28 protein-coding genes are annotated in these 25,795 nt (G+C 54.9%); all 28 read left to right on the top strand.

All coding sequences use genetic code 11. The features are described from left to right. Window positions 1-30: 30 nt before the first annotated feature. On the top strand, window positions 31-1,191 hold the full coding sequence (sucC, locus tag ACFO1S_RS28655; RefSeq protein ID WP_204603158.1) for an ADP-forming succinate--CoA ligase subunit beta: 1,161 nt from the start codon (window positions 31-33) through the stop codon (window positions 1,189-1,191). A gap of 31 nt (window positions 1,192-1,222) precedes the next feature. Continuing rightward, entirely contained in the window at window positions 1,223-2,149 is a 927-nt protein-coding gene (sucD, locus tag ACFO1S_RS28650) for a succinate--CoA ligase subunit alpha (RefSeq protein ID WP_204603157.1), read from the top strand. Window positions 2,150-2,295: 146 nt separating this feature from the next. Continuing rightward, window positions 2,296-3,492, top strand: coding sequence for a DNA-processing protein DprA (gene dprA / locus ACFO1S_RS28645; protein WP_378128053.1), 1,197 nt, complete (start codon window positions 2,296-2,298; stop codon window positions 3,490-3,492). Window positions 3,493-3,550: 58 nt separating this feature from the next. After that, window positions 3,551-5,647, top strand: coding sequence for a type I DNA topoisomerase (gene topA / locus ACFO1S_RS28640; protein ID WP_204603191.1), 2,097 nt, complete (start codon window positions 3,551-3,553; stop codon window positions 5,645-5,647). A 126-nt stretch (window positions 5,648-5,773) separates the two neighbouring features. Further along, window positions 5,774-7,105 carry an FADH(2)-oxidizing methylenetetrahydrofolate--tRNA-(uracil(54)-C(5))-methyltransferase TrmFO gene (gene trmFO, locus ACFO1S_RS28635; protein WP_204603156.1) on the top strand — a complete coding sequence of 444 codons (1,332 nt, stop codon included), beginning with the start codon at window positions 5,774-5,776 and terminating at the stop codon, window positions 7,103-7,105. Between the two features lie 84 nt (window positions 7,106-7,189). Beyond that, window positions 7,190-7,735 carry an ATP-dependent protease subunit HslV gene (gene hslV / locus ACFO1S_RS28630; protein WP_204603155.1) on the top strand — a complete coding sequence of 182 codons (546 nt, stop codon included), beginning with the start codon at window positions 7,190-7,192 and terminating at the stop codon, window positions 7,733-7,735. Next, entirely contained in the window at window positions 7,732-9,156 is a 1,425-nt protein-coding gene (gene hslU, locus ACFO1S_RS28625) for an ATP-dependent protease ATPase subunit HslU (protein ID WP_378128051.1), read from the top strand. Before hslV ends, hslU begins: the two co-directional genes overlap by 4 nt. Window positions 9,157-9,257: 101 nt before the next feature. Continuing rightward, window positions 9,258-10,031: a GTP-sensing pleiotropic transcriptional regulator CodY gene (gene codY / locus ACFO1S_RS28620; RefSeq protein WP_204603154.1), complete on the top strand. Its 774-nt coding sequence runs from the start codon at window positions 9,258-9,260 to the stop codon at window positions 10,029-10,031. Window positions 10,032-10,298: 267 nt separating this feature from the next. Further along, window positions 10,299-10,712 (top strand): flagellar basal body rod protein FlgB, encoded by a 414-nt coding sequence (gene flgB, locus ACFO1S_RS28615; RefSeq protein ID WP_204603189.1) that lies wholly within the window; start codon window positions 10,299-10,301, stop codon window positions 10,710-10,712. Between the two features lie 3 nt (window positions 10,713-10,715). After that, the gene (gene flgC / locus ACFO1S_RS28610; protein ID WP_204603153.1) at window positions 10,716-11,162 is read left to right on the top strand and encodes a flagellar basal body rod protein FlgC; all 447 of its coding nucleotides are present in this window, start codon (window positions 10,716-10,718) and stop codon (window positions 11,160-11,162) included. A 52-nt stretch (window positions 11,163-11,214) separates the two neighbouring features. After that, complete coding sequence (gene fliE, locus ACFO1S_RS28605; RefSeq protein WP_378128048.1) at window positions 11,215-11,520, top strand: flagellar hook-basal body complex protein FliE; 306 nt, start codon at window positions 11,215-11,217, stop codon at window positions 11,518-11,520. A gap of 94 nt (window positions 11,521-11,614) precedes the next feature. Continuing rightward, window positions 11,615-13,189, top strand: a complete 1,575-nt coding sequence (gene fliF / locus ACFO1S_RS28600) for a flagellar basal-body MS-ring/collar protein FliF (RefSeq protein ID WP_204603152.1) — start codon at window positions 11,615-11,617, stop codon at window positions 13,187-13,189. An 11-nt stretch (window positions 13,190-13,200) separates the two neighbouring features. Next, window positions 13,201-14,211: a flagellar motor switch protein FliG gene (fliG, locus tag ACFO1S_RS28595; protein WP_204603151.1), complete on the top strand. Its 1,011-nt coding sequence runs from the start codon at window positions 13,201-13,203 to the stop codon at window positions 14,209-14,211. After that, entirely contained in the window at window positions 14,204-15,046 is an 843-nt protein-coding gene (locus tag ACFO1S_RS28590) for a FliH/SctL family protein (RefSeq protein WP_204603150.1), read from the top strand. Before fliG ends, ACFO1S_RS28590 begins: the two co-directional genes overlap by 8 nt. Continuing rightward, complete coding sequence (gene fliI, locus ACFO1S_RS28585; RefSeq protein WP_204603149.1) at window positions 15,033-16,352, top strand: flagellar protein export ATPase FliI; 1,320 nt, start codon at window positions 15,033-15,035, stop codon at window positions 16,350-16,352. The genes ACFO1S_RS28590 and fliI overlap by 14 nt, the downstream gene beginning before the upstream one ends. Window positions 16,353-16,364: 12 nt before the next feature. Next, window positions 16,365-16,808, top strand: a complete 444-nt coding sequence (gene fliJ / locus ACFO1S_RS28580; protein ID WP_378128045.1) for a flagellar export protein FliJ — start codon at window positions 16,365-16,367, stop codon at window positions 16,806-16,808. 37 nt (window positions 16,809-16,845) lie between these two features. Continuing rightward, window positions 16,846-17,757 (top strand): MotE family protein, encoded by a 912-nt coding sequence (locus tag ACFO1S_RS28575; protein ID WP_204603147.1) that lies wholly within the window; start codon window positions 16,846-16,848, stop codon window positions 17,755-17,757. Window positions 17,758-17,800: 43 nt separating this feature from the next. Beyond that, the gene (locus tag ACFO1S_RS28570; protein WP_204603146.1) at window positions 17,801-19,219 is read left to right on the top strand and encodes a flagellar hook-length control protein FliK; all 1,419 of its coding nucleotides are present in this window, start codon (window positions 17,801-17,803) and stop codon (window positions 19,217-19,219) included. Between the two features lie 22 nt (window positions 19,220-19,241). Next, entirely contained in the window at window positions 19,242-19,730 is a 489-nt protein-coding gene (locus ACFO1S_RS28565) for a flagellar hook capping FlgD N-terminal domain-containing protein (protein WP_204603145.1), read from the top strand. Beyond that, window positions 19,720-20,109, top strand: coding sequence for a TIGR02530 family flagellar biosynthesis protein (locus ACFO1S_RS28560; protein WP_378128042.1), 390 nt, complete (start codon window positions 19,720-19,722; stop codon window positions 20,107-20,109). Before ACFO1S_RS28565 ends, ACFO1S_RS28560 begins: the two co-directional genes overlap by 11 nt. A gap of 91 nt (window positions 20,110-20,200) precedes the next feature. Continuing rightward, a complete protein-coding gene (locus ACFO1S_RS28555) occupies window positions 20,201-21,019 on the top strand; it encodes a flagellar hook-basal body complex protein (RefSeq protein ID WP_204603144.1) in 819 nt (272 codons plus the stop codon). A gap of 61 nt (window positions 21,020-21,080) precedes the next feature. Next, window positions 21,081-21,314 (top strand): flagellar FlbD family protein, encoded by a 234-nt coding sequence (locus ACFO1S_RS28550; protein WP_204603143.1) that lies wholly within the window; start codon window positions 21,081-21,083, stop codon window positions 21,312-21,314. Continuing rightward, window positions 21,311-21,793, top strand: coding sequence for a flagellar basal body-associated FliL family protein (locus tag ACFO1S_RS28545; protein WP_204603142.1), 483 nt, complete (start codon window positions 21,311-21,313; stop codon window positions 21,791-21,793). The genes ACFO1S_RS28550 and ACFO1S_RS28545 overlap by 4 nt, the downstream gene beginning before the upstream one ends. A gap of 88 nt (window positions 21,794-21,881) precedes the next feature. Beyond that, on the top strand, window positions 21,882-22,883 hold the full coding sequence (fliM, locus tag ACFO1S_RS28540) for a flagellar motor switch protein FliM (RefSeq protein ID WP_204603141.1): 1,002 nt from the start codon (window positions 21,882-21,884) through the stop codon (window positions 22,881-22,883). After that, window positions 22,873-24,087 carry a flagellar motor switch phosphatase FliY gene (fliY, locus tag ACFO1S_RS28535; protein WP_204603140.1) on the top strand — a complete coding sequence of 405 codons (1,215 nt, stop codon included), beginning with the start codon at window positions 22,873-22,875 and terminating at the stop codon, window positions 24,085-24,087. The genes fliM and fliY overlap by 11 nt, the downstream gene beginning before the upstream one ends. A gap of 21 nt (window positions 24,088-24,108) precedes the next feature. Beyond that, a complete protein-coding gene (locus ACFO1S_RS28530; protein ID WP_204603139.1) occupies window positions 24,109-24,471 on the top strand; it encodes a response regulator in 363 nt (120 codons plus the stop codon). Window positions 24,472-24,497: 26 nt separating this feature from the next. Then, window positions 24,498-25,043, top strand: coding sequence for a flagellar biosynthetic protein FliO (locus ACFO1S_RS28525; RefSeq protein WP_204603138.1), 546 nt, complete (start codon window positions 24,498-24,500; stop codon window positions 25,041-25,043). Further along, complete coding sequence (gene fliP, locus ACFO1S_RS28520; protein WP_204603137.1) at window positions 25,040-25,786, top strand: flagellar type III secretion system pore protein FliP; 747 nt, start codon at window positions 25,040-25,042, stop codon at window positions 25,784-25,786. The genes ACFO1S_RS28525 and fliP overlap by 4 nt, the downstream gene beginning before the upstream one ends. Window positions 25,787-25,795: the final 9 nt, after the last annotated feature.

Below are 25,795 nucleotides of genomic sequence, written 5' to 3'. Positions count from 1 at the left end.
CAAAGCGCACAACGGGAGGATGCCAGAGTCATGAATATTCATGAGTATCAAGGCAAGGAAGTCTTGAGGCAGTATGGCGTTAACGTGCCGCGCGGCAAAGTGGCGTTTACCGTCGACGAAGCTGTCAGCGCCGCGAAAGAACTCGGAAGCTCGGTTACCGTAGTCAAGGCCCAGATTCACGCGGGCGGACGCGGCAAGGCGGGCGGCGTCAAAATCGCCAAGAGCTTGGACGACGTCGCGAACTATGCGAAGGAATTGCTGGGCAAAGTATTGGTCACGCACCAAACCGGGCCTGAAGGCAAGGAAGTTAAGCGTCTTCTGATCGAAGAAGGCTGCGACATCAAGAAAGAATATTACATTGGCGTCGTTGTAGACCGGGGAACCGGACGCGTCGTTATGATGGGCTCTGAGGAAGGCGGCATGGATATCGAGGAAGTCGCCGCACATTCTCCGGAGAAGATCATTAAGGTTGTCGTCGATCCGGCCGTCGGACTTCAGATGTTCCAAGCCCGGCAGTTGGCTTACGATATTAACATTCCTGGCGAGCTGGTTAACAAAGCGATCAAGTTCATGCTCGCGCTGTACAAGGCGTTCGAAGACAAGGACTGCTCGATCGCGGAGATCAATCCGCTTGTCGTTACCGGCTCCGGCGACGTTATGGCGCTGGATGCCAAGCTGAACTTCGATTCCAACGCGTTGTTCCGCCACAAGGACATCGTCGAGCTTCGCGATCTGGACGAAGAGGACGCCAAGGAGATTCAAGCTTCCAAATTCGATCTTTCCTACATCGCTCTGGACGGCAACATCGGCTGCATGGTCAACGGCGCCGGACTTGCCATGGCGACTATGGACATCATTAAATATTTCGGCGGATCTCCGGCCAACTTCCTAGACGTAGGCGGCGGCGCAACGAAGGAGAAAGTGACCGAGGCGTTCAAGATCATCTTGTCCGATCCGAACGTCAAAGGCATTTTCGTCAACATTTTCGGCGGCATCATGAAGTGCGACATTATTGCCGAGGGCGTTGTCGCTGCTGCTCGCGAGCTTGGACTCGATCGGCCGCTGGTCGTTCGTCTTGAAGGCACGAACGTTGCGCTCGGCAAAGAAATTTTGAACGGATCCGGCCTCAACATCGTGGCTGCGGATTCGATGTCCGACGGCGCGCAAAAAATCGTTTCGCTTGTGAAGTGACAAGGGAGAACCTACCGGGGAGTGTGTAATCATGAGTATTTTGATCGATAAAAACACCAAGGTGATCACCCAAGGCATCACGGGCGCAACGGGACTTTTCCACGCCAAAGGTGCATTGGATTACGGAACGCAGATGGTCGGCGGAACGACGCCGGGCAAAGGCGGTCAGAACGTCGATATTACGCTGGAAAACGGCACAACCGTTTCCCTGCCCATCTTCAATACGGTGAAGGAAGCGGTAGCGGCTACGGGCGCGACGGCATCCGTTATTTACGTCGCTCCTCCGTTCGCGGCCGACGCGATCATGGAAGCGGTAGACGCCGAGCTTGAGCTGGTCATTTGTATTACGGAAGGCATTCCCGTGCTCGACATGGTGAAGGTCACGCGCTTTATGGAAGGCAAGAAAACCCGCCTGATCGGGCCGAACTGCCCAGGCGTAATTACGCCTGAAGCTTGCAAAATCGGCATCATGCCGGGCTATATCCACAAGAAGGGTCATGTAGGCGTCGTTTCCCGGAGCGGAACGCTGACTTACGAGGCGGTTCACCAGCTGACAACTCGCGGCATCGGCCAATCTTCCGCTGTCGGCATCGGCGGCGACCCGGTCAAGGGCTCGGAGTTCATCGATATCCTCAAGCTGTTTAACGAAGATCCGGATACGTACGCGGTCATCATGATCGGCGAGATCGGCGGAACGGCGGAGGAAGAAGCGGCGGAATGGATTAAAGCTAACATGACGAAGCCTGTTGTCGGCTTTATCGGCGGCGCTACAGCGCCTCCGGGCAAGCGCATGGGACACGCCGGCGCGATTATCTCCGGCGGCAAAGGCACGGCGGCGGAGAAGATTTCCGTTCTTGAAGCCAACGGCATTCGCGTAGCTCCTACGCCATCCGATATGGGCGCTACGCTCGTAGCGGTGCTGGAGGACAAAGGGCTGCTGGAAAAATGCAAATCTTAATGGTATAGTAGGAACAAATTGAAATGCGCGATTCGCTCGGCGGTTAGGAAACCGCCGGGCGCGACGGCAAGGCAAGCAGCCTTCCGCCCCTCTTCGAGGGTGTGGGGGGCTTTTTTGTCGTTCAGAGCGCAGGAAGGGGTCAGAAGATGAGCGAGCAAGAGCGCGAGGGGAAGAGCAAAGCTTCCGTCAGGGCGGTATCGAGAGCGGAGGCGCGAGAAACCGGCATGCCGAGGGATGTGCTGATTGCGCTGCACGAGACCGAAGGAGTCGGGCGGGTATCGATTGCGGCTATTTTGCTGTATGGCGTCATGAAAGGCAAGGGAGCTTTGCGGCACTCGCGGGATTTTCTGGCCGGGGATTGGCGGGACATGGGACTCAGTCCCCGGCAGGCGTTCGCCATTGAGGCCAACCTGCGCTCGGAGGCCAAGGCGCTGCGGGAGCTTCGGCCAAATAAGGACAAGACGGCAGTGGTCACCTACCTGGATGAAGGCTACCCGGAGATGCTGACGCACATCTCCGACCCTCCATGGGTATTGTATTGCATCGGCCGACGGGAGCTGTTCGAGCACCCGGCCATTGCAATTGTCGGGACAAGGATGGCTACGGGATACGGCAGGAAGGCGGCGGAGACAATTGCTGCGGGCTGCTCGAGACGCATGACAGTCGTTAGCGGTCTGGCGAGGGGGATCGACGCTGCGGCGCACGCAAGCGCCGTATCCGCCGCCTGCGGAACGATTGCGGTGCTGGCAGGTCCGGTGGATCGCTGTTACCCACCGGAGAATCAAGCCTTGTACCGGGAGATCGCCGCCCGCGGGCTGATCGTATCCGAGAGTCCTCCGGGGACGGCGCTGCGCCCAGGCTTGTTTCCGCTCCGCAATCGAATCATAGCGGGACTCTCCTACGGGGTCGTCGTAGTGGAGGCCGCCCGAAGAAGCGGCGCGCTCATCACGGCGGACCTAGCGCTCGGTTACAATCGCGATGTGTTTGTCGTACCCGGACAGGTGACATCGCCTCGAAGCCAGGGCGCTCTCGAATATTTTCGCAAAGGGGCGCATCCGGCGCTGGATGCTACAGATATATTCGCGGCGTACGAGCATCGGTTGCCCGCCGCGTCCTTGGCCGGACAAGCGGAAGAGCGGCTGACCGAACCGCTGGAATCAACGGAAAACCTGACCCGGGAGGAGTCGAGAATCTACGATTTTCTTATGGATGGACCCTCCTCGGTGGACGATTTGGCGGCTCTCTCCGGGATGACATTTGGACATTTACACTCGGTTCTGCTATCTTTACTATTGAAACAAAGGATTCAACAACTACCCGGTTCTGTCTATTATGTCCTTTGAATGAAGGCATATGAACATAAGCAAGTGAACTGTCGACCGTAGGAGAGGAGGAATGGACGTGGCGGACTCGCTCGTTATCGTCGAATCGCCGGCCAAGGCGAAGACGATCGGAAAATATTTGGGAAGCAAATTTATTGTCAAAGCGTCCATGGGGCACATTCGGGATTTGCCCAAAAGCCAGATCGGTGTCGAGGTGGAGAACGACTTCCAGCCGAAATACATTACGATTCGCGGCAAAGGCAACGTGCTCAAGGAATTGCGGGATGCCAGAAAAAAAGTGAAAAAAGTTTATCTGGCGGCTGACCCCGACAGAGAAGGCGAAGCGATCGCGTGGCATTTGGCGCATTATTTGGAGCTGGACGAGAAGGACGCTTGCCGCGTCGTATTTAACGAAATTACCAAGCAAGCGGTCAAGGATGCGTTCAAGACTCCCAGACCGATCGATATGGACCTGGTCAATGCTCAGCAAGCAAGAAGGGTGCTCGATCGCCTTGTGGGCTACAAAATCAGCCCGCTGCTGTGGAAGAAGGTCAAGAAGGGGCTGAGCGCGGGGCGTGTGCAATCCGTGGCTGTAAAGCTGATCTACGACCGCGAGAACGAGATCAACGAATTCGTTCCGGAAGAATACTGGACCATTACAGCCCACCTGTCCAAGGATAAGGCCGGCTTCGAGGCGAAATTCTACTCCGTCAACGGAGAGAAGAAAGAGCTGAAGAGCGAGGCGGAGGTGCAGGAGGTTCTTGCGCTTCTCGGCTCGGAGCCGCTTGCCGTCGGCGAAGTCAAGGAGAAGGAACGGATGCGAAACCCGTCGCCGCCGTTCATTACAAGCTCCTTGCAGCAGGAGGCTGCGCGCAAGCTGAACTTCCGCGCCTCCAAGACGATGCAGATCGCCCAGCAGCTTTACGAGGGTGTAGATCTTGGCAAGGAAGGCACAGTCGGTCTCATTACCTATATGAGAACCGACTCCACGCGTATTTCTCCCGTGGCCCAGGAAGAAGGCAGGGAATATATCAAGGCGAGATACGGGGAGTCCTTCTATCCGGAAACCCCTCGCGTATATCTAAAGAAAAACGCATCCGCGCAGGATGCGCACGAAGCGATTCGGCCTACCTCCGTGCTTCGCGATCCGGAGTCGGTCAAGGCGTTTACCTCCAAGGACCAGTTGCGCTTATACAAGCTCATTTGGGAACGCTTCGTCGCCAGCCAGATGGCCTCTGCGGTGTTGGACACGATGACCGTCGATCTGGCCAGCGGGCCTGTCGTGTTCCGGGCGAACGGCTCCAAGCTCAAATTTCCCGGGTTCATGAAGGTCTACGTTGAAGGAAACGATGACGGCACGACGGACGAGGATCGCCTGCTTCCGCCGCTCGCAACCGGGGATAAGGCCGAGCAGAAGAAGATCGATCCGAAGCAGCACTTCACGCAGCCGCCTCCGCGTTTTACGGAAGCCAGATTGGTGAAGGCGCTGGAGGAGCTGGGGATCGGACGGCCGAGCACATACGCCCCGACGCTGGAAACGATTCAGAAAAGAAACTACGTGGCAATGGAAGAAAAGAAATTCATTCCTACGGAGCTGGGAGAGCTCGTCATTCAGCTTATGGAGGAATTTTTCCCGGAGATTTTGGATGTGGAATTCACAGCCAACATGGAAGGGGATTTGGACCACGTTGAGGAAGGAACACAGGATTGGGTCAACGTCATCGGCGAGTTCTACAAGTCGTTCGAGCAAAGGCTGAATGTGGCCGAGGAAGAAATGAAGGAAATCGAGATCAAGGATGAGCCTTCGGACGAGATTTGCGACAAATGCGGCAGCCCAATGGTGTATAAGATGGGACGCTTCGGCAAATTCCTGGCCTGCTCGGGCTTCCCGAACTGCAGAAATACGAAGCCGATCGTGAAGGACACAGGCGTGAGCTGTCCCAAGTGCGCCGAGGGTCTGATCGTCGAACGCCGCAGCAAGAAGGGGCGGATCTTCTATGGATGCAATCTGTATCCGGGCTGCGACTACGTTTCCTGGGATAAGCCGTCGGCTAAGCCGTGCCCAAGCTGCGGCGGTTTGATGATCGAAAAGCGGGTCAAGGGCGAGACGCAGCTGAACTGCACCGCATGCGGTCATTCGGAAAACGCCGAGGAAGCGGAAGAGGCTGCGGAATAACCGACTGCAAGCCGTGACCGGGACGAGAACAAGACCATAAAGCCGAGGAAATCGGCTTCTACATATTGCGATGACGCGAAGCGGCAGTCAGATGCCGGCTTAGCGGGGGCAAGGAGGGGAACCGTGTTGAACGAAGCAAAATCGGTAACAGTCATCGGAGCGGGGCTCGCGGGCAGCGAGGCCGCCTGGCAAATCGCCCAGCAAGGGGTGCCCGTTACCTTGTACGAGATGCGCCCGGTAAGGCAGACGCCTGCCCACCATACGGCAAGCTTCGCCGAGCTGGTATGCAGCAACAGCTTGAGAGCCAATGGTCTGGCGAATGCCGTCGGGGTGCTGAAGGAAGAGATGAGAAGGCTCGATTCGCTGATTCTCTCGTGCGCCGACCAGCATGCGGTCCCCGCGGGCGGAGCGCTTGCGGTGGATCGCGAGGGCTTCTCCGGCGAGGTGACGAAAAGGCTCAGGGAGCATCCGCTCATTACGGTGCTGAACGAGGAGGCCACGGGGATCCCGGAAGACGGAATCGTCGTCGTCGCGACGGGCCCGCTGACCTCTCCGGAGCTGTCGGAAAGCATCAAGCGGTTGCTTGGAGAAGAGTACTTCTACTTCTTCGATGCCGCCGCTCCGATTATCGAGAAGGACTCGATCGACTTTGACAAGGTCTTTCTGGCTTCCCGATATGACAAGGGGGAAGCCGCGTATTTGAATTGCCCGATGACGGAAGAGGAGTTCGACGTTTTCCACGATGCGCTCGTTACGGCGGAGACGGCGGAGGTCAAGGACTTCGAGAAGGACATGTATTTCGAAGGCTGCATGCCTATTGAAGTTATGGCCAAGCGGGGCAAGCAGACGGTGCTGTTCGGACCGATGAAGCCGGTAGGCCTAGTCGATCCGCGTAAGGGAACGAAGTCTCATGCCGTCATCCAATTGCGCCAAGACAACGCCGCGGGAACGCTGTACAATATCGTCGGGTTTCAAACCCATCTGAAATGGGGCGAGCAGAAGCGTGTATTCTCCTTGATTCCCGGTCTGGAGAACGCCGAGTTCGTTCGTTACGGGGTTATGCATCGGAATACGTTCATCAACTCCCCTAAGCTGCTGCGCCCGACCTATCAATCCAAGAACCGGGACACGCTATTCTTCGCGGGCCAGATGACCGGCGTCGAAGGCTACGTGGAATCCGCCGCATCGGGTCTTATTGCGGGATTAAACGCCGGACGTCTGGCGCGAAGCGAAGAGCCGTTGACTCTTCCGCAGCATACGACGCTTGGCAGCATGGCGCACTACATCACGACGGCCGATTTTAAGCATTTTCAGCCGATGAATGCGAATTTCGGGCTTTTCCCGCCGCTTGGCTATCGCGTGAGAAGCAAGAAGGACAAGAACGAGGGTATCGCCGCGCGCGCCCTGGAGGCCATCGAAGCGCTTAAATCGGAGATCAAGCCGTCTCCCGTTTTGTAACCGACGAAGCAGCGGCAGCGTATATCACTTATGCCGTTGCTTTTTCGGCTTTCACCGATGATTTCAATTAGGGAGGATCAGACCATGGATATGAGTTTTCACGCTACGACCATATGCGCTATCCGCCATAACGGCAAAGGCGCGATTGCAGGTGACGGACAGGTGACCTTCGGCAACAGCATGGTCATGAAAAATACGGCTAAAAAGGTTCGAAGGCTATATCGCAATCAGGTGCTGGCGGGATTCGCCGGCTCGGTTGCCGATGCGATAACCTTGTTTGAAAAATTCGAGGGCAAGCTGGAGGAGCATCACGGCAATCTGCAGCGCGCGGCGGTGGAATTGGCCAAGGATTGGCGATCGGATCGCGTGCTTCGTCGTCTGGAGGCGATGATGATCGTCGTTGACGAAACCGGCATGCTGCTGCTGTCGGGCAACGGCGAGGTCATTGAGCCTGACGACGGCATTCTGGCGATCGGATCGGGAGGAAGCTTCGCGCTCGCGGCGGCGCGCGCTCTCAAGCGTCACGCTCCGGCCATGGAGGCGAAGGAGATCGCGAGGGCCGCGCTGGAGACGGCCGCGGAGATATGCGTGTTCACCAATAACAACTTAGTCGTCGAGGAAATAGGATGATTACATTCGACAAGCGCAAGGGAGAGGATCATATGAACGATGCTTTGACGCCCCGTCAGATCGTAGCCGAGCTGGACAAATATATCGTCGGACAAAAGTCCGCCAAGCGTTCGGTCGCCGTAGCGCTGCGCAATCGCTACCGCCGCAGTCGTCTGCCCGAAGAGATTCGCGATGAAGTCGTTCCCAAGAACATCCTCATGATCGGACCTACGGGGGTCGGGAAGACGGAAATCGCCCGCAGGCTCGCGAAGCTGGTGCACGCGCCCTTCATCAAGGTAGAGGCTACGAAATTCACGGAAGTCGGCTACGTGGGAAGAGACGTGGAATCGATGGTTCGGGATCTAGTAGAGACGGCGATCCGGATGGTGAAGGAAGAGCGGATGGAGAAGGTGAAGGACAAAGCGGAGAGGGCGGCCAACGAACGGCTCGCGTCCTTGCTTGTGCCTTCGCCCGCGAGGCCCAAATCCCAGAAAAATCCGCTGGAAATGCTGTTCGGCGGAAGCAGTACGCCCAGCGACGAGCCTGATCCGGTCGATCCCGGCTTGCAGGACAAAAGACGCGACACGAAGGCAAAGCTGGAAGCGGGCCAGCTTGAGAACGAGACGATAGAGATTGAAGTCGAGGACAACACTCCTAGCATGCTGGATATGCTTGGCGGGCCGGGACAAGAGCAACTGGGCAACATGCAGGAGATGCTGGGTCAATTTCTGCCGAAGCGGCGCAAGAAACGCCGGCTGACCGTCAAGGAAGCGCGCAAGGTATTGATCGTGGAGGAAGCGAACAAGCTGATCGACATGGACGACGTCATCTCCGAATCCGTACGAAGGGCGGAGCAGTCGGGGATCATCTTCATCGATGAGATCGACAAAATCGCCAGCCAAGGCAGAGGGCAGGGGCCGGATGTGTCGCGCGAGGGCGTTCAGCGGGACATTCTTCCGATTGTCGAAGGCTCGACAGTGGTCACCAAATACGGCCCCGTGAAGACGGATTATGTGCTGTTCGTCGCCGCCGGAGCCTTCCATATCGCGAAGCCCTCCGATCTGATCCCCGAGCTGCAGGGACGGTTTCCGATTCGCGTCGAGCTTAGCAGCTTGACCGACGAGGATTTCATTCGCATCCTCACGGAGCCGGAGAACGCGCTCACGAAGCAGTATACGGCCCTGTTGCAGACGGAGGGCATCACTGTCACGTTTACGGAAGAGGCGATTTCCGAGCTTGCCCGCATGGCGCAGGAGGTTAACCGCAATACGGAAAATATCGGCGCGCGCCGGCTGCACACCCTTCTGGAGAAGCTGCTTGAGGATTTGAGCTTCGAAGCTCCCGAGCTGCAGCTGGAAGAAATGAAAATCACGCCGGAATATGTCCGAGAAAAGCTATCATCGATTGCAAGCAATCGAGATTTGAGTCAATATATTCTATAAAAGCGGCCGATTTCCGCTCTAAGCCAAGCGCCGTGCCGCCCTAACGGGCGGTGCAGGCGTTTTGGTTGCTTTTTCTGTCGTACTTAGGAGGAAATACAATCATGACGCTGTTGATGAAAACCCGAACGCTTAACCGATTGCTGCAGGAGGCTGCAGGGAAGCCGCTTAATTTTCGAGAAATGGCGGAGGGGCTGCGGGAGACGATGCAGGGCGACGTGTTCGTCGTAAGCAGGAAGGGTAAAGTACTCGGCGCTGCCCATTCCGAGGCTTTTCCCGAGATGTGGCTGCGCCGGGAGCAAGCCGACGAGCTGAGGTTTCCGATGGAAACCAACGAACGATTATTGCGGATTTCCGAGACGGCTGCGAACGTTTCCTCAAATGAGGAAATTTTAACCCCGATCGAAGCCGCTTTCGGTAACGGCATCGTTACCGTGGTTCCGATAATCGGAGGCGGAGACAGACTCGGTACTTTAGTCCTATCCCGAGAAAATGACTTCTTTGGGGACGATGACCTGATTTTGGCCGAATACGGTTCGACGATTATAGGTATGGAGATTCTGAGGGAAAGGATCGACGAGAAGGAGGCCGAGGCGAGAAGCAAGGCGATCGTTACCGTTGCCGTCAACTCGCTTTCCTTCAGCGAGATGGAGGCGGTGGAGCATATTTTCGAAGAGCTGGAAGGGAAAGAAGGTCTTCTGGTTGCTTCTAAGATCGCTGACCGTGCGGGAATTACAAGATCCGTCATCGTAAACGCCCTGCGCAAGCTGGAGAGCGCTGGCGTTATCGACACTCGCTCGCTCGGGATGAAGGGAACTTACATAAGAATCCTTAATTCCCGTCTTATTCCAGAATTGAAAGATCGTAAGGACAATTAAATCGATTTAGTTAAGGCAAAGAAGCCCTCAATCCTGGTTCCCAAGATTAGGGCTTTTTTCTTATTGTCACGTGATCGCTTGTCGTAGATGATTGATCTTAGAAATTTCTAATTTGTCGTAACTTGTAATTTTTTTTGTAGAATGGCTGAAAGTCTTGTCGTTTCAAGCAGGAATTTGAGTTTGTTGCGTGGAATTCAAAGTTGCGTGGGCTATGGCCGAACAAGGCATTATAATTTTCTCATGAACAAGCGAGGAGAGGCGACGGGAATGGAATTGTTAGGGGGAGCTGCGTTTCTACGCTTGGAGAACGCGATCAACGCCGCCGCAATGAGACAGCGCGTAATATCAAATAATATTGCGAACGGGGACACGCCCTACTTTAAGCGGTCCGACGTTGTGTTCGAAGAAATGCTGACGCAGGCGATCGGCTCGCTAGGAACGCGTTCGCTTGCGGGAAGAGTAACCGACCCGCGCCACATTCCGATTAACGGCTCGTATCCATCTCCGGCTCCGAGAGTCGTAACGGACGAATCGACGACGATCAACAACAATCGGAACAATGTGGATGTCGAGAAAGAACAAGCCTTGCTTGCGGAGAATCAACTGAGGTACAACCTGATGGCCCAACAAGTCGCTCACGAAGCCAAGATGATGCGAATCGGAATTCAAGGGAGTGTATAACGAATGAAGCTGGGTGGATTCGATATTAGCGCTTCCGCGTTGACTGCCCAAAGATTGCGAATGGACGTCATTTCGGCGAACATCGCAAATGCGGAAACGACGCGCGCCGGATATGTTGACGGCAAATTCGTTCCCTATCGCCGCAAAGTCGTCGTGATGGAAGCGGTACAGCCCAAGTTTCAGAACATTCTCGCCCAACAGATGAACGGCCAAGCTGCCCAAGGCGTGCAGGTGTCGGCTATTCGCGAGGATTCGGCTCCGTTCAAGCAGGTCTATAATCCCACGCATCCGGATGCGGACGCCAACGGGATGGTGTACATGCCGAACGTAGACATGCTGAAGGAGCAGGTGGATTTGCTTGCCGCATCGAGAGCCTATGAAGCGAACATTACAGCTCTTAACGCCAGGAAGTCGATGTTCATGAAGGCGCTTGAAATGGGACGCGGCTAAGGATAGGACATCAACAAACGCTTAACCGAATAAACGGCGAAGAGGTGTTAGCTTGATTACGAATGCGATGATCAGTCCCGTTAACCAGGTATTACCCAACATAAATCAGATTCAAACAAAGGCGACCCCGGCCGAAGCTACGGAAAGCTTCGCATCATTTCTAAAGAGCGCGCTGGACGATGTGGCCGCCCAAGAACAAAGTGTACATAAGCTAAATGATCAATTTCTGATCGGGGAAATTGATGAGAACAAAGTCATTATTGCGGCGACCCAGGCCGAGCTCAGCCTTCGCTTGACCGGTCAGGTCCGCAACAAGGTCGTTGAGGCCTATCAAGAAATTATGCGGATGCAACTCTAGAGTGTGACCATAACTTAAGCAGTCGTGAGGCAACTGGAAGAGCGCGGACGCCCTCCGCCTCCTCCGTTGTTCTATCCGCAGGTGGGGTGAAACCGTGAACGAGAAGTGGGCACAGGTTCGAGAAAAGCTGCTTGGTTTCTGGAACCAGTACAGCAAAACGCAAAAATGGGTGCTAGCTTCTACAGCCGCCTTGTTGCTGTTTGCAATTATTTTGTTAACCTATTTGTTCACCAGAACCGAGTATGAGATGGCTTACCAGAATCTGGACAGCACAGATGCTGCGGCGATCATGCAATATTTGGACGGCAACGGCATCAGCTATAAGCTGAGCGATGGGGGAACGAGCCTTTACGTGCCGAGCGCATCGGTGGAGAGCGTTAAAGTCCACGTCGGGTCTCAGGGACTTGTTAAGAACGGATCGATCGGCTTTCCCGAGCTTAGCAAGTCTTCATCCGCCATTGGAACAACGGATCAAGAGTTCGACGTTAAGTTCCGCAATGCGCTGAATGGCGAAATTCAGCAATTGCTCCTAAGCAAGCAAGGGATTTCCCGAGTTAAAGCGCTTGTCACCTTGCCTGAGGATTCCGTCTTCCTGAACGAATCCGACAAGGAAAAGGCGATCGCGGCGGTCGTAATCACCTTCAAGCCGGGGTTTCGGCCGAAGCAAGAGGAAGTCGACAGCTATTACAATCTCGTCAAGTCGGCCGTGCCGAATCTGAGCATCGAGGATATTACGATCAGCAGCAGCACCGGCGACCTGACGCCTTCTACCCAGCTTGGCGGCGGTGGCGGCGGCATCGGTGGCGCGCTTTACGAAACTCAGTTTGCGATTCAGAACGAATTCGAGAACACGCTTAAGAGAAATATCCAGCAATTTCTAAATCCGATTGTCGGTATGGATAACATGGTTGTGAGCGTTGTTTCCTCGTTGAATTTCGATAAGAAAACCTCGCAGGAGTCGATAGTTCAGCCGTTGCCGGACAACGACAACAAGGGGATCGAAATCAGCCGTCAGGAAACGAGCGAGACGTTCCAAGGTCAAGATGGACAAGCCGGCGGAGTAGCGGGGACGGGCGAAACGGACGTTTCCAATTATCCAGCGGCAGGCAGTTCTGGTTCCTCTTCTTCGGAGAAGGTTTCCAGCACGATCAATTATGAAGTGAACCGCATTACTAATAATATCGACTACGGACCTTATAAAGTTAAGGACTTATCGATAAATGTCGGCGTAAATTCCGCGAACATGACGCCTGAGAGGCTGGCCGAGATCCAGGGAGTGCTCCTAAGAAGCGCACGCGTGCTTCTGGCGGATTCGGGGTTGGATCTGTCGGACGAAGCGTTGCAGCAACGGGTATCCGTATTGTCGCAATCCTTCGAAGGCGTGGACGGCTCCGCAGGAGGAACCTCGACAAGCACATATTGGTTGGCCGGGGCCGGAATTCTCGCTCTGGCGCTGCTGGGAGGCGGAGGCTACTACATCTACCGTCGCCGCAAAGCGGCTCAAGCGGCAGAGGCGGCACTTGCCGAAGCGCCGCGCGTCGAGATGCCGACAATCGACATCGACAACGTGTCGAACGAGAACCAAGTACGCAAGCAATTGGAAGGCTTGGCCAAGCGCAAGCCGGATGAGTTCGTCAATCTTCTTCGCACATGGCTAGTGGATGAATAGAGGTGGCAGTGATGGCTAAGGGATTTCAATTGTCCGGGAGGCAGAAAGCAGCCATTCTGCTCATCACCCTAGGACCGGAAGTATCCGCGCAAGTGTTCAAGCACTTGCGCGACGATGAAATCGAGCAGTTGACGCTGGAGATCGCCAACGTTCGCAAGGTGGATGCCAGCGAGAAGGAATCGATTCTCAGCGAGTTTCATCAGATTTGCGTCGCTCAGGAGTACATAACGCAGGGCGGCATTACATACGCGAAGGAAATTCTGGAGAAGGCGCTCGGTTCGCAGCGTGCGCTCGATATTCTTAATCGGCTTACCGCGACGCTGCAGGTGCGCCCATTCGATTTTGCCCGCAAAGCCGAGCCTTCTCAAATTCTGAACTTTATCCAGAACGAAAATTCGCAGACGATCGCCCTCGTCCTGTCGTATTTGCAGCCGGATCAATCTTCGGCCGTTCTATCGTCCTTGCCTCAGGAGAAGCAAGCGGAGGTGGCAAGAAGGATCGCGCTGATGGACAGCACATCCCCGGACGTCATCGCGCAAGTGGAACGCGTTCTGGAGCAGAAGCTGTCCTCGACCGTTACGCAGGATTACACGAACGCGGGCGGCATAGAGGCCATCGTTCAAATTCTGAACGGCGTAGACCGCGGCACGGAGCGCACGATTCTGGACTCTCTGGAAATTCAGGATCCGGAATTGGCGGAGGAGATCAAGAAGCGGATGTTCGTGTTCGAAGACATCGTCAACCTGGACAACCGTTCTATTCAGCGTATTATTCGCGACATCGAGAACGCGGATCTGCAGCTGGCGCTTAAGGTCGCCAGCGAGGAGGTTCGGGAGTCGATCTTCCGCAATATGTCGAAGCGGATGGCTGAAACGTTCAAGGAAGAGATGGAATACATGGGGCCGGTTCGGCTTCGCGACGTCGAAGAGGCTCAGACGCGCATCGTAGCCACGATCCGCAGACTGGAAGAGGCCGGAGAGATCATTATCGCTCGCGGCGGAGGAGACGATATTATTGTCTAATCTGATCAAATCCTCTCATGTCGTGTCGCTGGAAGACTTGAAGAGGCTGGAGCTGATTCAGAGAATCGTCCCGATTCAGCAAAATATTTCCGATCCGTATTCCGATGCCGAAGGAAATCAAGAGATTGATGTCGAAACTCAATCGTTAAAGGATCGAATTATAGCCGATGCAGAGCATACGGCGGATCAAATTCTGGAGCAAGCGAAGAGGGAAGCGGCGGAATTGCGCGCGGCCGCCGAGAAAGAAGCGGAAGCATGGTGGCAGACCCGGCGGGAGGAAGATGCCGAGGTGCGCGAGTCGGCCAGCCGGGAAGGCCATGAAGAAGGCTACCGCAACGGTGCGCTTCAAGCCGAGGACGAGCTTAAGCGGCAATACGAGGCACGTCTTGAGGAAGCGCAAGCGATTGTGAAGCAGGCGTATGCGACGAAGGAGACGATCATCACCGAAGGCGAATCGTTTCTTGTGGAGCTCAGCTGCTCGATTGCGGAGAAGATTATCCAGAAGAAGCTTTCGAAAGCGCCGGAAATGGCGATGAAGCTTTACGAGAAGGCTTTGTCGAGAAGGAAAGAGCAGGGAGTTATCGTGCTTTGCGTCTCGCCTTCTCAGTTTGCTTATGTCGAAGCGGCGAAGGACGAGCTCCTGCTTGCGCTCGATGCGCAGGCCGAGCTGCAGATCGTACCGGATGCTTCCATTAAAGAAGGCGGATGTATCGTACGCTCCTCCTTCGGCAGCATTGACGCAAGGGTGGACACGCAATTGGAAGCCATTCGCGAGCAGCTGCTCAGAGTCGCCGCTCACCGGGCAGAGGAGGAACACCCCGATGCCGCTACTTGACATCGGCCGTTACACGGACATGCTGAGAGACATGGAACCGGTAAGGGTCAACGGCAAAGTCATTCAGATTATCGGATTGACCGTAGAATCGGAAGGCCCGGACGCGAGCATCGGCGACGTATGTTCCATACATCCGTTGAAGGGCGGAAAGCCGGTGCTCGCGGAGGTTGTGGGATTCAAGAACAACCGCGTGCTTCTGATGCCGCTGGGCGAGCTGCACGCGATCGGGCCGGGATGCGATGTCGTTGCGACGGGTGGACCGTTAACGGTACAGGTCGGCTCGGAGCTGCTCGGCAAGGTACTCGACGGCTTAGGCAAGCCATTGGACGGCGCCAGACTATCGGTTCGAATGCCTCACTATTCAACGAACAATTCGCCGGGCAATCCATTGGATCGTCCTAGGGTCACGGTTCCTCTCGGAGTCGGCGTCCGGGCGATCGACGGTCTGCTGACGGTCGGACAAGGGCAGCGTATCGGGATTTTTGCCGGCTCGGGCGTCGGAAAAAGCACCTTGCTAGGCATGATCGCCAGGAACACTTCGGCGGATGTGAACGTCATCGCGCTGATCGGCGAGCGGGGGCGCGAGGTTCTGGAATTCGTAGAAAAGGATCTTGGTCCGGAAGGTTTGGCGCGGTCGGTGGTCATAGTAGCGACCTCCGATCAGCCGGCGCTGATTCGGATGAAAGGCGCTCTTATCGCCACTACGATCGCTGAATATTTTCGCGACCGCGGCATGAACGTCATGCTCATGATGGATTCGGTTACCCGCTATGCGATGGCGCTGCGCGAGGTTGGACTTGCCATCGGGGAGCCTCCGGCAACGAGAGGCTACACGCCTTCCGTCTTTGCCGCTCTGCCCAAGCTTCTCGAGCGAGCGGGCACAGGGCCGACCGGATCGATAACCGCCTTCTACACGGTGCTCGTAGACGGCGACGATATGAACGAGCCGATTGCGGATGCCGTTCGGGGGATTTTGGACGGGCATATCGTGCTTCATCGGAATTTGGCCAATAAAGGACATTTTCCGGCGATAGACGTGCTGTCGAGCGTCAGTCGGGTTATGAAGGACATCGTAAGCGAGGATCAGCAAAGGGCGGCGGAACAATTGAAGAAGCTGCTGGCGGTCTATCGCGAGTCGGAGGATCTGATCAATATCGGAGCCTACCAGCACGGCTCCAACGCCGAGATCGACAAAGCGATTCAGTACTACGATCTGATTCGGACGTTTACGCAGCAGAGAACGAATGAGAAGGTATCGCTGCAGGAAGCGCAGGAACGATTAATCATCGATTTCTACAGGAGATGAGAATAAGCGATCATGTCATTCCGATACTCTTTGCAGAAGATTGTAGACCTGAAGGGCAGCGAGAAATCGATGGCCGAGTGGGAATACGCGGCTTCTCTCGGCAAGCTTAGAAAAGAAGAGGAGCACTTGCAGCAGCTCTACGAAGAAAGAAAAGGGCTTGAGGAAGAAATACAGTCGACATCCTCCAGACCCACTCGTCTTAATGAACTGTTGATCACACAGCGTTACATAGAAGTAGTTGATGACAGAATACGCAAGCAGCATGAGGGCGTTCGCACGGCAGAGGTTCTGGTGCGCAATCGCCAAGGGCACCTCACCGAGAAAATGGTGGATGAGAAGGTTTGGCTGAATGCACGCGATCGCGCGCATGAGCGCTTTAGAAGCGACAGGCTGGCCAAGGAACAAAACGAACTTGATGAAATCGCGATCGTAAGAGCGGCTGCCTCGCGGAGGTAGCATTATCGTCGGATCGCAGGAGAAGGGAGGGTAAATCGTGGCGAACGCGGATGTGGAGAAGAGCAGTTACAGCGGATTCGAACGATTTCTCTTTTTTGTGACCCCGATCTTGTTTACCGCAGTATTGCTAGGCGTGCTGCTGCTGATGTTTAATTCCGACTTGCGCAACGCGGCGCTTGAGCTGGGCAACAAAATCCCGGTCGTCAAATCGATTCTGCCGGATCCTGCCAAACCGGAAGCTCCGGATGCCCAATCGGATGAGACGCTTACCGTCAATAACGCCAAAGAGAAAATAGCCGAGTTGAACAAGCTGCTTGCCGACAGGGAGAGCGCGTTGAAGCAAGCGACTACGCTTACCGATGAGCAGAAGACAAAGATTTCCGAAATGCAGGCTCAGCTGGATGAACTGACGAAGGATTCTCAAGACAGAACGATTACAACCGATGCCTACCATGCGCGAATTGCCTCCTTGGCAAGCATGTATGGGAAGATGACTCCGAGCAAAGCCGCTCCGATCCTGGAGAATATGACGCTGGAGGAGTCTTCCCTTGTATTGGGCGCGATGTCGGATACGGAGCGCGGACGGGTTCTGGAGCGGATGACGCCGAAAAAGGCAGCCGACGTGACGATGAAGCTGAAGGATTCGGAGACGGTCGAGGATCAAGAGATCGCCGCTCTGCAATCCCGAATCAAGGAGCTGGAGCTTAGCTCGGAAAGCTCTACGACTGCACTGGATACGGCGGAGCTAAATCGTACGTTCTCCGGCATGAAGCCTCAGAAGGCCGCAGAGCTTCTGCTTCAAATGGCTTCGACGAATCCGAGCAAGGTGCTGCGCGTATTATCGGCGCTGGATGATTCGTCTCGGGCAAAGGTGCTGGACGAAATGTCCGCGCAGAATAAAAAAGCGACGGCTAATCTAGTCGGCAAGCTGATGCCGGCAAGTCAGTAATCGAGCTTCATAAGCCTTCCTCATACGAAAGGAGGTGAAAAACATGAACATGGCCATCTCATCGAATTCGGTCTCTCCGGGCAAGTCTCCGGCTGCGTCGACAGGCTCTGTCCCCGGCTCTTCGGGCAACGGCTTTGCAGGCGCGCTGGTTCAGGCGATTGACGGCAGCGGATCAACGGCATCCACCGGGAATTCTCTATCCCTTCCTGTGGGAATCGTCGGCTTGGTCGCGCAATCCGGCCTCCAAGGCACGGAGGGGGAAACGCAAGACCTGCTCGCGATTCTTGCGAATCTGATTGAGCAGCTGCAGCAGCTGGAGCAAGAGGATTCCGCTCTTACACCAGAGACTCAAGAGCAATTGGCCGACATGCTGGCGGCTTTTCAAGCCTTGCTGGAACAGATGAAGACAACCCAGACTGCAGCAGATCCGTCCTTGACGGCAGAAGCTCCGGAAACTACGCAAACTTTTGCGGCGATGCCGGGTGTGGAGACTGCCAAGCCTGTAGTCAAGCATTTGAGAGAGGTTCTGCAGCAGCTATCCGAGGCGATCGTCTCCGGGACCGAGGTGCCTGAACAAACGGCCGCGTTGGTTGCGCAATTGAAAGCGCGGGTAGAGGGCGCGGGAACGCATACCTCGAACGCGGGCTCGGCGCATGCAGACGAGATTGAGCAAGGCAAATCGGCTTCTAAAGCCGAGAAAGGCGCAGAGCCGGGAGCTGCAGTCTCCAAGGAAGCTCAGAGCCAAACGGCTGCTTCTTCCGCCCAGGAGACGCGCCGCGCCGCGCAGCCGCTTCGCGATCCCGTATGGCGCTTCCAGATCGGTTCCAACGCGGAAACCGCGTCTGCGAATGTCCAATCCGGAGGAACGGCGGCCGTCGCATCCAGCGAGTCGACAAGCTCTTCCCAAGCTCAGCCTGCCTGGACCTTCCTGCAGAACGACACGTTGGCGAATGCGGAATCTGCATCGGCCAAAGCGCAGCTTCCTTCTCCAGTGCCGGTACAGCAGTTCGCTGACCAGTTGAGCAAGTTCCTTGTCAAGCAATTCCAATTCACGCAAGGCAACGGCACAACGGAAGCGAAGCTCTCGTTGACTCCGGAGCATCTGGGTAACGTCGATATTCGGATCATCATGAATAACGGAATCGTAACGGCTCAATTTATTTCGGACAACCCTGCAGCCCGCGATTTGTTGGAGAATCAAATGTCGCAGCTTAGAGCGGCGCTAAACGTTCAAGGTTTGCAGGTGGAGAAGCTCGAAGTCGTACAGCAATCTCCTTCATCCGAAGGAACGTCGTTGATGCAACAGGAGAGCCGGAATTCCAATTCCGGCAACGGCAACGGCGCGAATGGCAATCGTGGAGGCGAAGGCCTTGAGGATGCTGCCGTATTCGCAGCGGAGCTGGAGCGCAACTCCTCGTTGAAGGAAATCGGCTTCGGAAGCTCGATTAACGTTACGGCGTAACATTGGAAGGAGGTGAGCGTTTTTGGCTGATAGCATCGGCACTAGCAATATTTGGCCTAACTACGCCAAGCAGAACGTGGAAAAGGCTGCTAGAGAGCCTGTCAAGCAGCTTGGCAAAGATGAGTTCTTGCAAATACTGGTTACCCAGCTGCGCAATCAAGATCCGATGCAGCCTTTGCAAGATAAGGAATTTATCGCGCAAATGGCGCAGTTCTCCTCCCTGGAGCAGATGATGAACATGACCAAGGAGATTACGGCCTTGAAGCAGTCCGCCGGAATGGCGACGGGGTTAATCGGCAAGCAAATCGAATGGTACAAGGACACCGACAATTCCACGGAAAGCGTCGTACAGCGCGGCAATGTCAGCTCCATCGTGTGGACGAAAGGCGTTCAATACGCGCAGGTCGGCGAACTGGCCGTTCCGATCGAGAAGATCATCTCGATATCGGAGCCTTCCGAACAGACTGCTCCCGAAGAGCAGCAGCCGGAGGTGACCGGCGATGAGCAGTAACCCGATGCTCGTCGGCCATTTATCGACGGGGCGCACGGGACCGATTCAAGCGCACCGCGGAGCGGAGCGAAGCCGATCGCAGAACGAGGATTCGATATCGTTTCGCGAGGTGCTTAACCAACAGCAGTTGAAATTCAGTCATCATGCGGAGCAGCGTCTTCAGCAAAGAGGCATTCAACTGCAGCCCGACCAGTTGACGCGCATCGCCAATGCGGTCGATCAGGCTGCCGCCAAAGGCGCCAAGGATTCGTTGGTTTTGTTTCGGGACATCGCGATGATTGTCAGCGTTCCGAATCGGACCGTTGTAACGGCTCTAGACGGCCAATCGATGAAAGAGCATATTTTCACGCAAATCGATAGCGCCGTAGTCGTGAGTTAGGCAATGAACGGGCTGGTCCTACCCTAGGAAGCCCATAGCCGCGGACCGATTGAAGCGGCTCAATTGACTAGAAAACGGAGGTCTTCATTGAATGTTACGTTCTATGTATTCCGGCGTATCCGGCATGCGAGGGTTTCAAACGAAGCTTGACGTCATCGGCAACAACATCGCCAACGTGAACACCGTAGGTTTCAAAGCAGGACGCGTTATGTTCAAGGATATTCTCAGCCAATCGATGTCCGGCGTTACCGCTCCGGAAGAAGGAGCGCGGGGCGGCGTCAATGCCAAGCAGGTCGGTCTGGGGGTAACGGTCGCTTCGATTGACACGATTCACACTGCGGGAAGCGCGATGACGACAAGCGTCGCCACCGATCTTCGCATTGACGGCGACGGATTTTTCGTTGTCAGCCCTGACGGCGGAGATACTCAATATCTGACGCGTGCCGGTAACTTTACGCTGGATGCGGCTCGTCAGTTGGTTAATGCGGACGGCATGTTCGTCATGTCGGCCGAAGGCGGGGGCCCGATTACCTTGGAAGAGGGCGTGACCGCCTTCTCGATCTCCCAGACGGGCGAGATCATCTCGATCGGCCAGGACGGCGTTGCAACGCCAACGGGCATATCCATCGGCGTAGCCATGGTTGTTAATCCGGGCGGCCTGGAGAAAGTGGGCGGAAACCTGTACCGCTTGACGCCGAATGCCGATACGGAAGAGCTGGTTGTCGGACTGGCAGGCGATGCAGAGGCAGGCTCCGGCACGATTATCTCCGGTCAGCTTGAAATGTCCAACGTCGACTTGACTGGAGAGTTCACGGAGATGATCGTCGCGCAGCGCGGCTTCCAATCCAACTCCAGAATCATTACGACCTCCGACGAAATTTTGCAAGAAATTGTTAACCTCAAACGGTAATTGATCTCCTGCCTGGGGAGGGCGCTGGCTCTCCCTTCGGCAGTCTGGGGGAGGCCCAGCGATGATTCAAGTTACGAGACTGAATGGAACGAAGTTTCACCTCAACGCTTTGCTGGTCGAGACGGTCGAAGAAACACCGGATACGATCATTACGCTTACGACCGGAAAGAAATTCATTGTCATCGAAAATTCTTCGGATGTTATCCGGGCAATCCGGCATTACTTGCGCAGTATCGGCGCGTTAGCAGCGGTTACGAACCCTGTGGACACGCAATCGGAGGGAGCTACGTCATGAGAAAATTGTTGCCATGGCTCGTTTCGCTACTTTTGGCGATTACGTTAATAGTCGGCGCCACATTCTATTTCTGGAACAACTTGTTCGGAGACAAGAAATCGAACGATCCCGAGCAGGCTGCGAAGGATGTCGCCGGCCAGGTTGAGCTGGAGCCAATATCTGCGGATGAAATGGTTAAGGTCACATCCGAATTAATTGATATCAGCACGAATCTTGCCGATACGGATTACGTCGTCAAGATGAGCTTCTCGTTCCAGTTCGATAACGAGAAAGCCAAGGATGAGTTCGATAAGATCAAGGAAAACCAGATTAAGCCGATCGTAAACCGCGCCTTGTGGGTGATGACGCCCGAGGACATGAGCGGAACGAAAGGAAAGGACCAATTGACCGCAGGCTTGATCAATGCGATTAACGAGGTCATTTCCGAAGGCAAGCTGCTTAAGGTTGGAATCAAAGGATTTGTTATGACTCCTATCTAAATAGAGAAACCGCGTGACATAGGGCTGAACAGGTTAGCCAGCGGTACGGACGATCGTTCCGCCGAGGCTTGAGAAAGGGGTGAGAGATTTGGTAGATGTACTTTCGCAGAATGAGATCGATGCGTTATTGGCGGCGTTGTCGTCGGGCGAAATGGATGCGGAAGAGCTCAAAAAAGAGGATACGCAGAAAAAGGTGCGGGCGTACGATTTCAAACGCGCAACGCGTTTTTCCAAGGATCACATTCGCAGCTTGACCCGGATACACGAGAACTTCGCGCGATACTTAACGACCTACTTCTCCGCTCAGCTTCGGACGTTCGTTCAGATTAACGTCGTTCAGGTCGAACAGTTGCCCTACGACGAATTTATTCGTTCCATTCCTAAGATGACGGTTCTGAATATTTTCGAAGCGGAGCCGCTAGAGGGAAGAATGGTGCTTGAGGTACACCCCAACGTCGCTTTCGCAATGCTGGACAGGCTGCTTGGCGGGGGAGGAAGCGCTCCGACCAAAATCGGCAGCTTGACGGAAATCGAAACGATCATAATGGAGAAAATTTTCAGCCGCGCGCTGGAAAGCCTTCAAGAAGCTTGGAGAACGATTATCGATACGCAGCCGCGACTTGAAGCGTTGGAGACGAATCCTCAGTTCATGCAGATCGTCTCTCCCAATGAGACGATTGCATTGATTTCTCTCAGTACGAAGATCGGGGAAACGACGGGGATGATCAATCTTTGTATCCCTCACGTCGTCATTGAACCGATTATGCCAAGATTGTCGGTTCATCATTGGTTTGTTTCTCAGAAGAAAACCCGGGCGCCCGAAGAGCAGCAAATGCTGGAGATGAGGGTGAACAAGGCCAAGCTTCCTATCATTGCCGAACTCGGCTCCTCGCGCATATCCGTGCAGGAATTTCTGAATCTGGCGGTGGGAGACGTAATCGCCCTGCATAAAGAAACTTCCGAAGGGCTTGAAGTTAAGGTCGGGGACAAGGTAAAATTCATAGCGAGCCCCGGCACGCTGCGAGACAAAATGGCGATTCAAATTCAAGAAATCGTCAGCGAAGGAGTAGATGAGATCAATGACGAGTAAAGATTACTTATCCCAGGAAGAGATTGACGCTTTATTGAATCAATCCTCCGGCGGAGGGGACGACTCTGCGGCGCCGTCCGGCGGCGAGGTGACGATTGACGACCTGTTGACGCCCTTGGAGCAGGATGCTTTGGGCGAGATCGGCAACATCACGTTCGGCAGCGCAGCGACGGCCCTGTCGACATTGCTGGGACGGAAGGTTGACATTACGACGCCTACCGTGTCCGCCATCGCCAGAGATAAGTTCGAGTCGGAGTTTCCGAAGCCTCACGTTGCGGTTCATGTTAGCTATGTAGAAGGCTTCGAGGGAATCAACTCGCTTGTCATTAAGTCCCACGATGCCCAGGTGATTGCGGATTTGATGCTGGGTGGAGAGGGGAATGTGACGACCGAGGAGCTGAATGAAATACATATCAGCGCGGTGCAGGAAGCCATGAATCAGATGATGGGCTCCTCCGCGACGTCCATGTCGACGATTTTTAATCGCATGGTCAACATTTCTCCTCCCGGCATCGACATTATGGACGTGAAGAACAATTCGGGAGTGAGCAATCTTCCGGATGAAAGCTCGTTCGTCAAAATCTCGTTCCGCCTGAAAATCGGAGATTTGATCGACTCTTCGATCATGCAGCTTCTTACGGTTCCTTTCGCGAAAGAGCTGGTCAGCTCTCTGATGGGCGGCGTATCGGAAGAGCCCGCAGCGCCGACTTCTCAGCCTGCGGCGCCGGTGGCACCGCCTGCAGCGCCGCCTGCGCAACCGGCGGCACACTCGGCTCCCATCGCGCCGCCTGTGCATCAGGCGCCTCCGATGGCCGCTGTGCCTCCAGGCTATGGGGCTCCGACCGGTTACCCTCAAACGCTGGGGGGAGGCGTGAATCGCAACGTGAATGTCAATCCGGTGCAGTTCGCGAATTTCCAAGGCGGAGGCTTCGCGCAAGCGGATGAGACGAATCTTAATCTGCTGCTGGATATTCCGCTTAAGGTCACGGTTGAGCTGGGACGAACGCAAAAGCAGATTAAGGATATTTTGGAATTATCCCAAGGCTCTATCATTGAGCTGGACAAGCTGGCCGGCGAACCTGTCGACATCTTGGTGAACAACAAATTAATCGCTAAGGGCGAGGTAGTCGTCATTGACGAGAACTTCGGTGTGCGTGTAACGGACATCGTCAGTCAATGGGATCGAGTCCAAAAAATCCAATAAGATAATCGGGAGGAAACAGAAATGGCAAACCGCATTCTCATCGTAGACGACGCAGCTTTCATGCGGATGATGATCCGCGATATTTTAACAAAGAACGGGTACGAGGTTGTTGGGGAGGCGCAGGACGGCGCGCAAGCAATCGAAAAGTATAAGGATCTAAGCCCGGATTTGATTACGATGGACATCACGATGCCTGAGATGGATGGAATCGCAGCATTGAAGGAGATTCGCAAGCTGGATTCCAATGCCAAAGTCATTATGTGTTCCGCTATGGGACAGCAAGCAATGGTTATCGATGCGATTCAAGCTGGCGCTAAGGACTTTATCGTAAAGCCGTTCCAAGCGGACCGCGTCATCGAAGCGATCAAGAAAACACTGGGTTAAGCCACAGTCAGGAGCGTTGAAGATCCATGCGAACATACGGGCTGGCCGAAGATTTCTCGGGTTCGTCGCTGGCCTCGGCTTGGGACTTGATCTGGGTGTTGTTCGTCCTCGGACTTATCATCGGGCTGATCGTTTTCATTCTGCGGTTTTTTGCCAAGCGTAATCGCGGGTGGGGAATGAACCGCTCGCTTCGTTCCTTGGGAGGTTTTCCTCTCGGAACGAACAAGTCGATGCAGATTGTGGAATGGAACGGTCGAATCTATGTGCTAGGAGTCGGGGATGACGTGACGTTGCTGGAGTCGATTACCGATCCGAACATTGTGGATTCTCTGCTCGTGGAGCACGAGGCGAATATCGCGGTTACGGGAGTTGGATTGCCCGATTGGCTTCGCAAATGGACTCAGCGCAACAATCCTCAGAGCGAGGATCAGCAATCCAAGCAGACGGACCTTGCCGGAAGCTTCGAGAAATCGTTGGAGAGCCGGCTTCGCCAGCTTTCGGAAAGAAGGCAGAAGGTGGGCCAAATGCTGGAGGATAATCGCTCTGAAGAAGATCGGACAGATGATCGATGAGAAAAAAAATCATTTATAGCTTTTTGGGCCTGCAGGCGCTATTGGCCACTTTTCAGGCATCTGCCTTTGCGGACCCGATTATCGGCGTAACGCTGGGGGACGGCTCCGAGCCGGTAGGCGCGTCGGCGTTGTCCTTGATGCTGCTCATTACCGTACTGAGTCTGGCTCCGGCCATTCTCGTATTGATGACCAGCTTCACCCGGATCGTCATCGTGCTCGGCTTTGTCCGTACGTCGCTAGGCACGCAGCAGATGCCGCCCAATCAGGTGCTGATCGGACTTGCGTTGTTCATGACCCTGTTCGTCATGGCGCCTACCTTCTCTCAAGTGAACGATACGGCCCTTAAGCCTTATCTGGCGGGAGAGATCAGTCAGACGGAAGCCTTGGATAAAGCCTCGATTCCGATGAAAGAGTTTATGTACAAGCATACCCGCGAGAAAGATTTGCTGCTCTTCATGAAGTATACGAAGACGGAGAAGCCAGAGACCTTCCAGGATATCCCGATTACCGTACTCGTTCCGGCATACGCGATGAGCGAGCTCAAGACGGCATTCCAGATGGGTTTCATGATCTTTATACCCTTTCTCGTTATCGATATGGTCGTTGCCAGTACGCTTATGGCCATGGGGATGATGATGCTGCCTCCGGTAATGATCTCGTTACCCTTCAAGATTCTGCTCTTCGTGCTTGTCGACGGATGGTATCTTGTCGTGAAGTCGCTGTTGACCAGCTTCAATACATAGATCGCGTGC

This window comes from Cohnella boryungensis, assembly GCF_042651945.1.
GTDB classification, from domain to species: Bacteria; Bacillota; Bacilli; order Paenibacillales; family Paenibacillaceae; genus Cohnella; species Cohnella boryungensis.
Note: the sequence above shows the minus strand (reverse complement) of the source record. Positions and strands in the feature narration are given on the sequence as shown.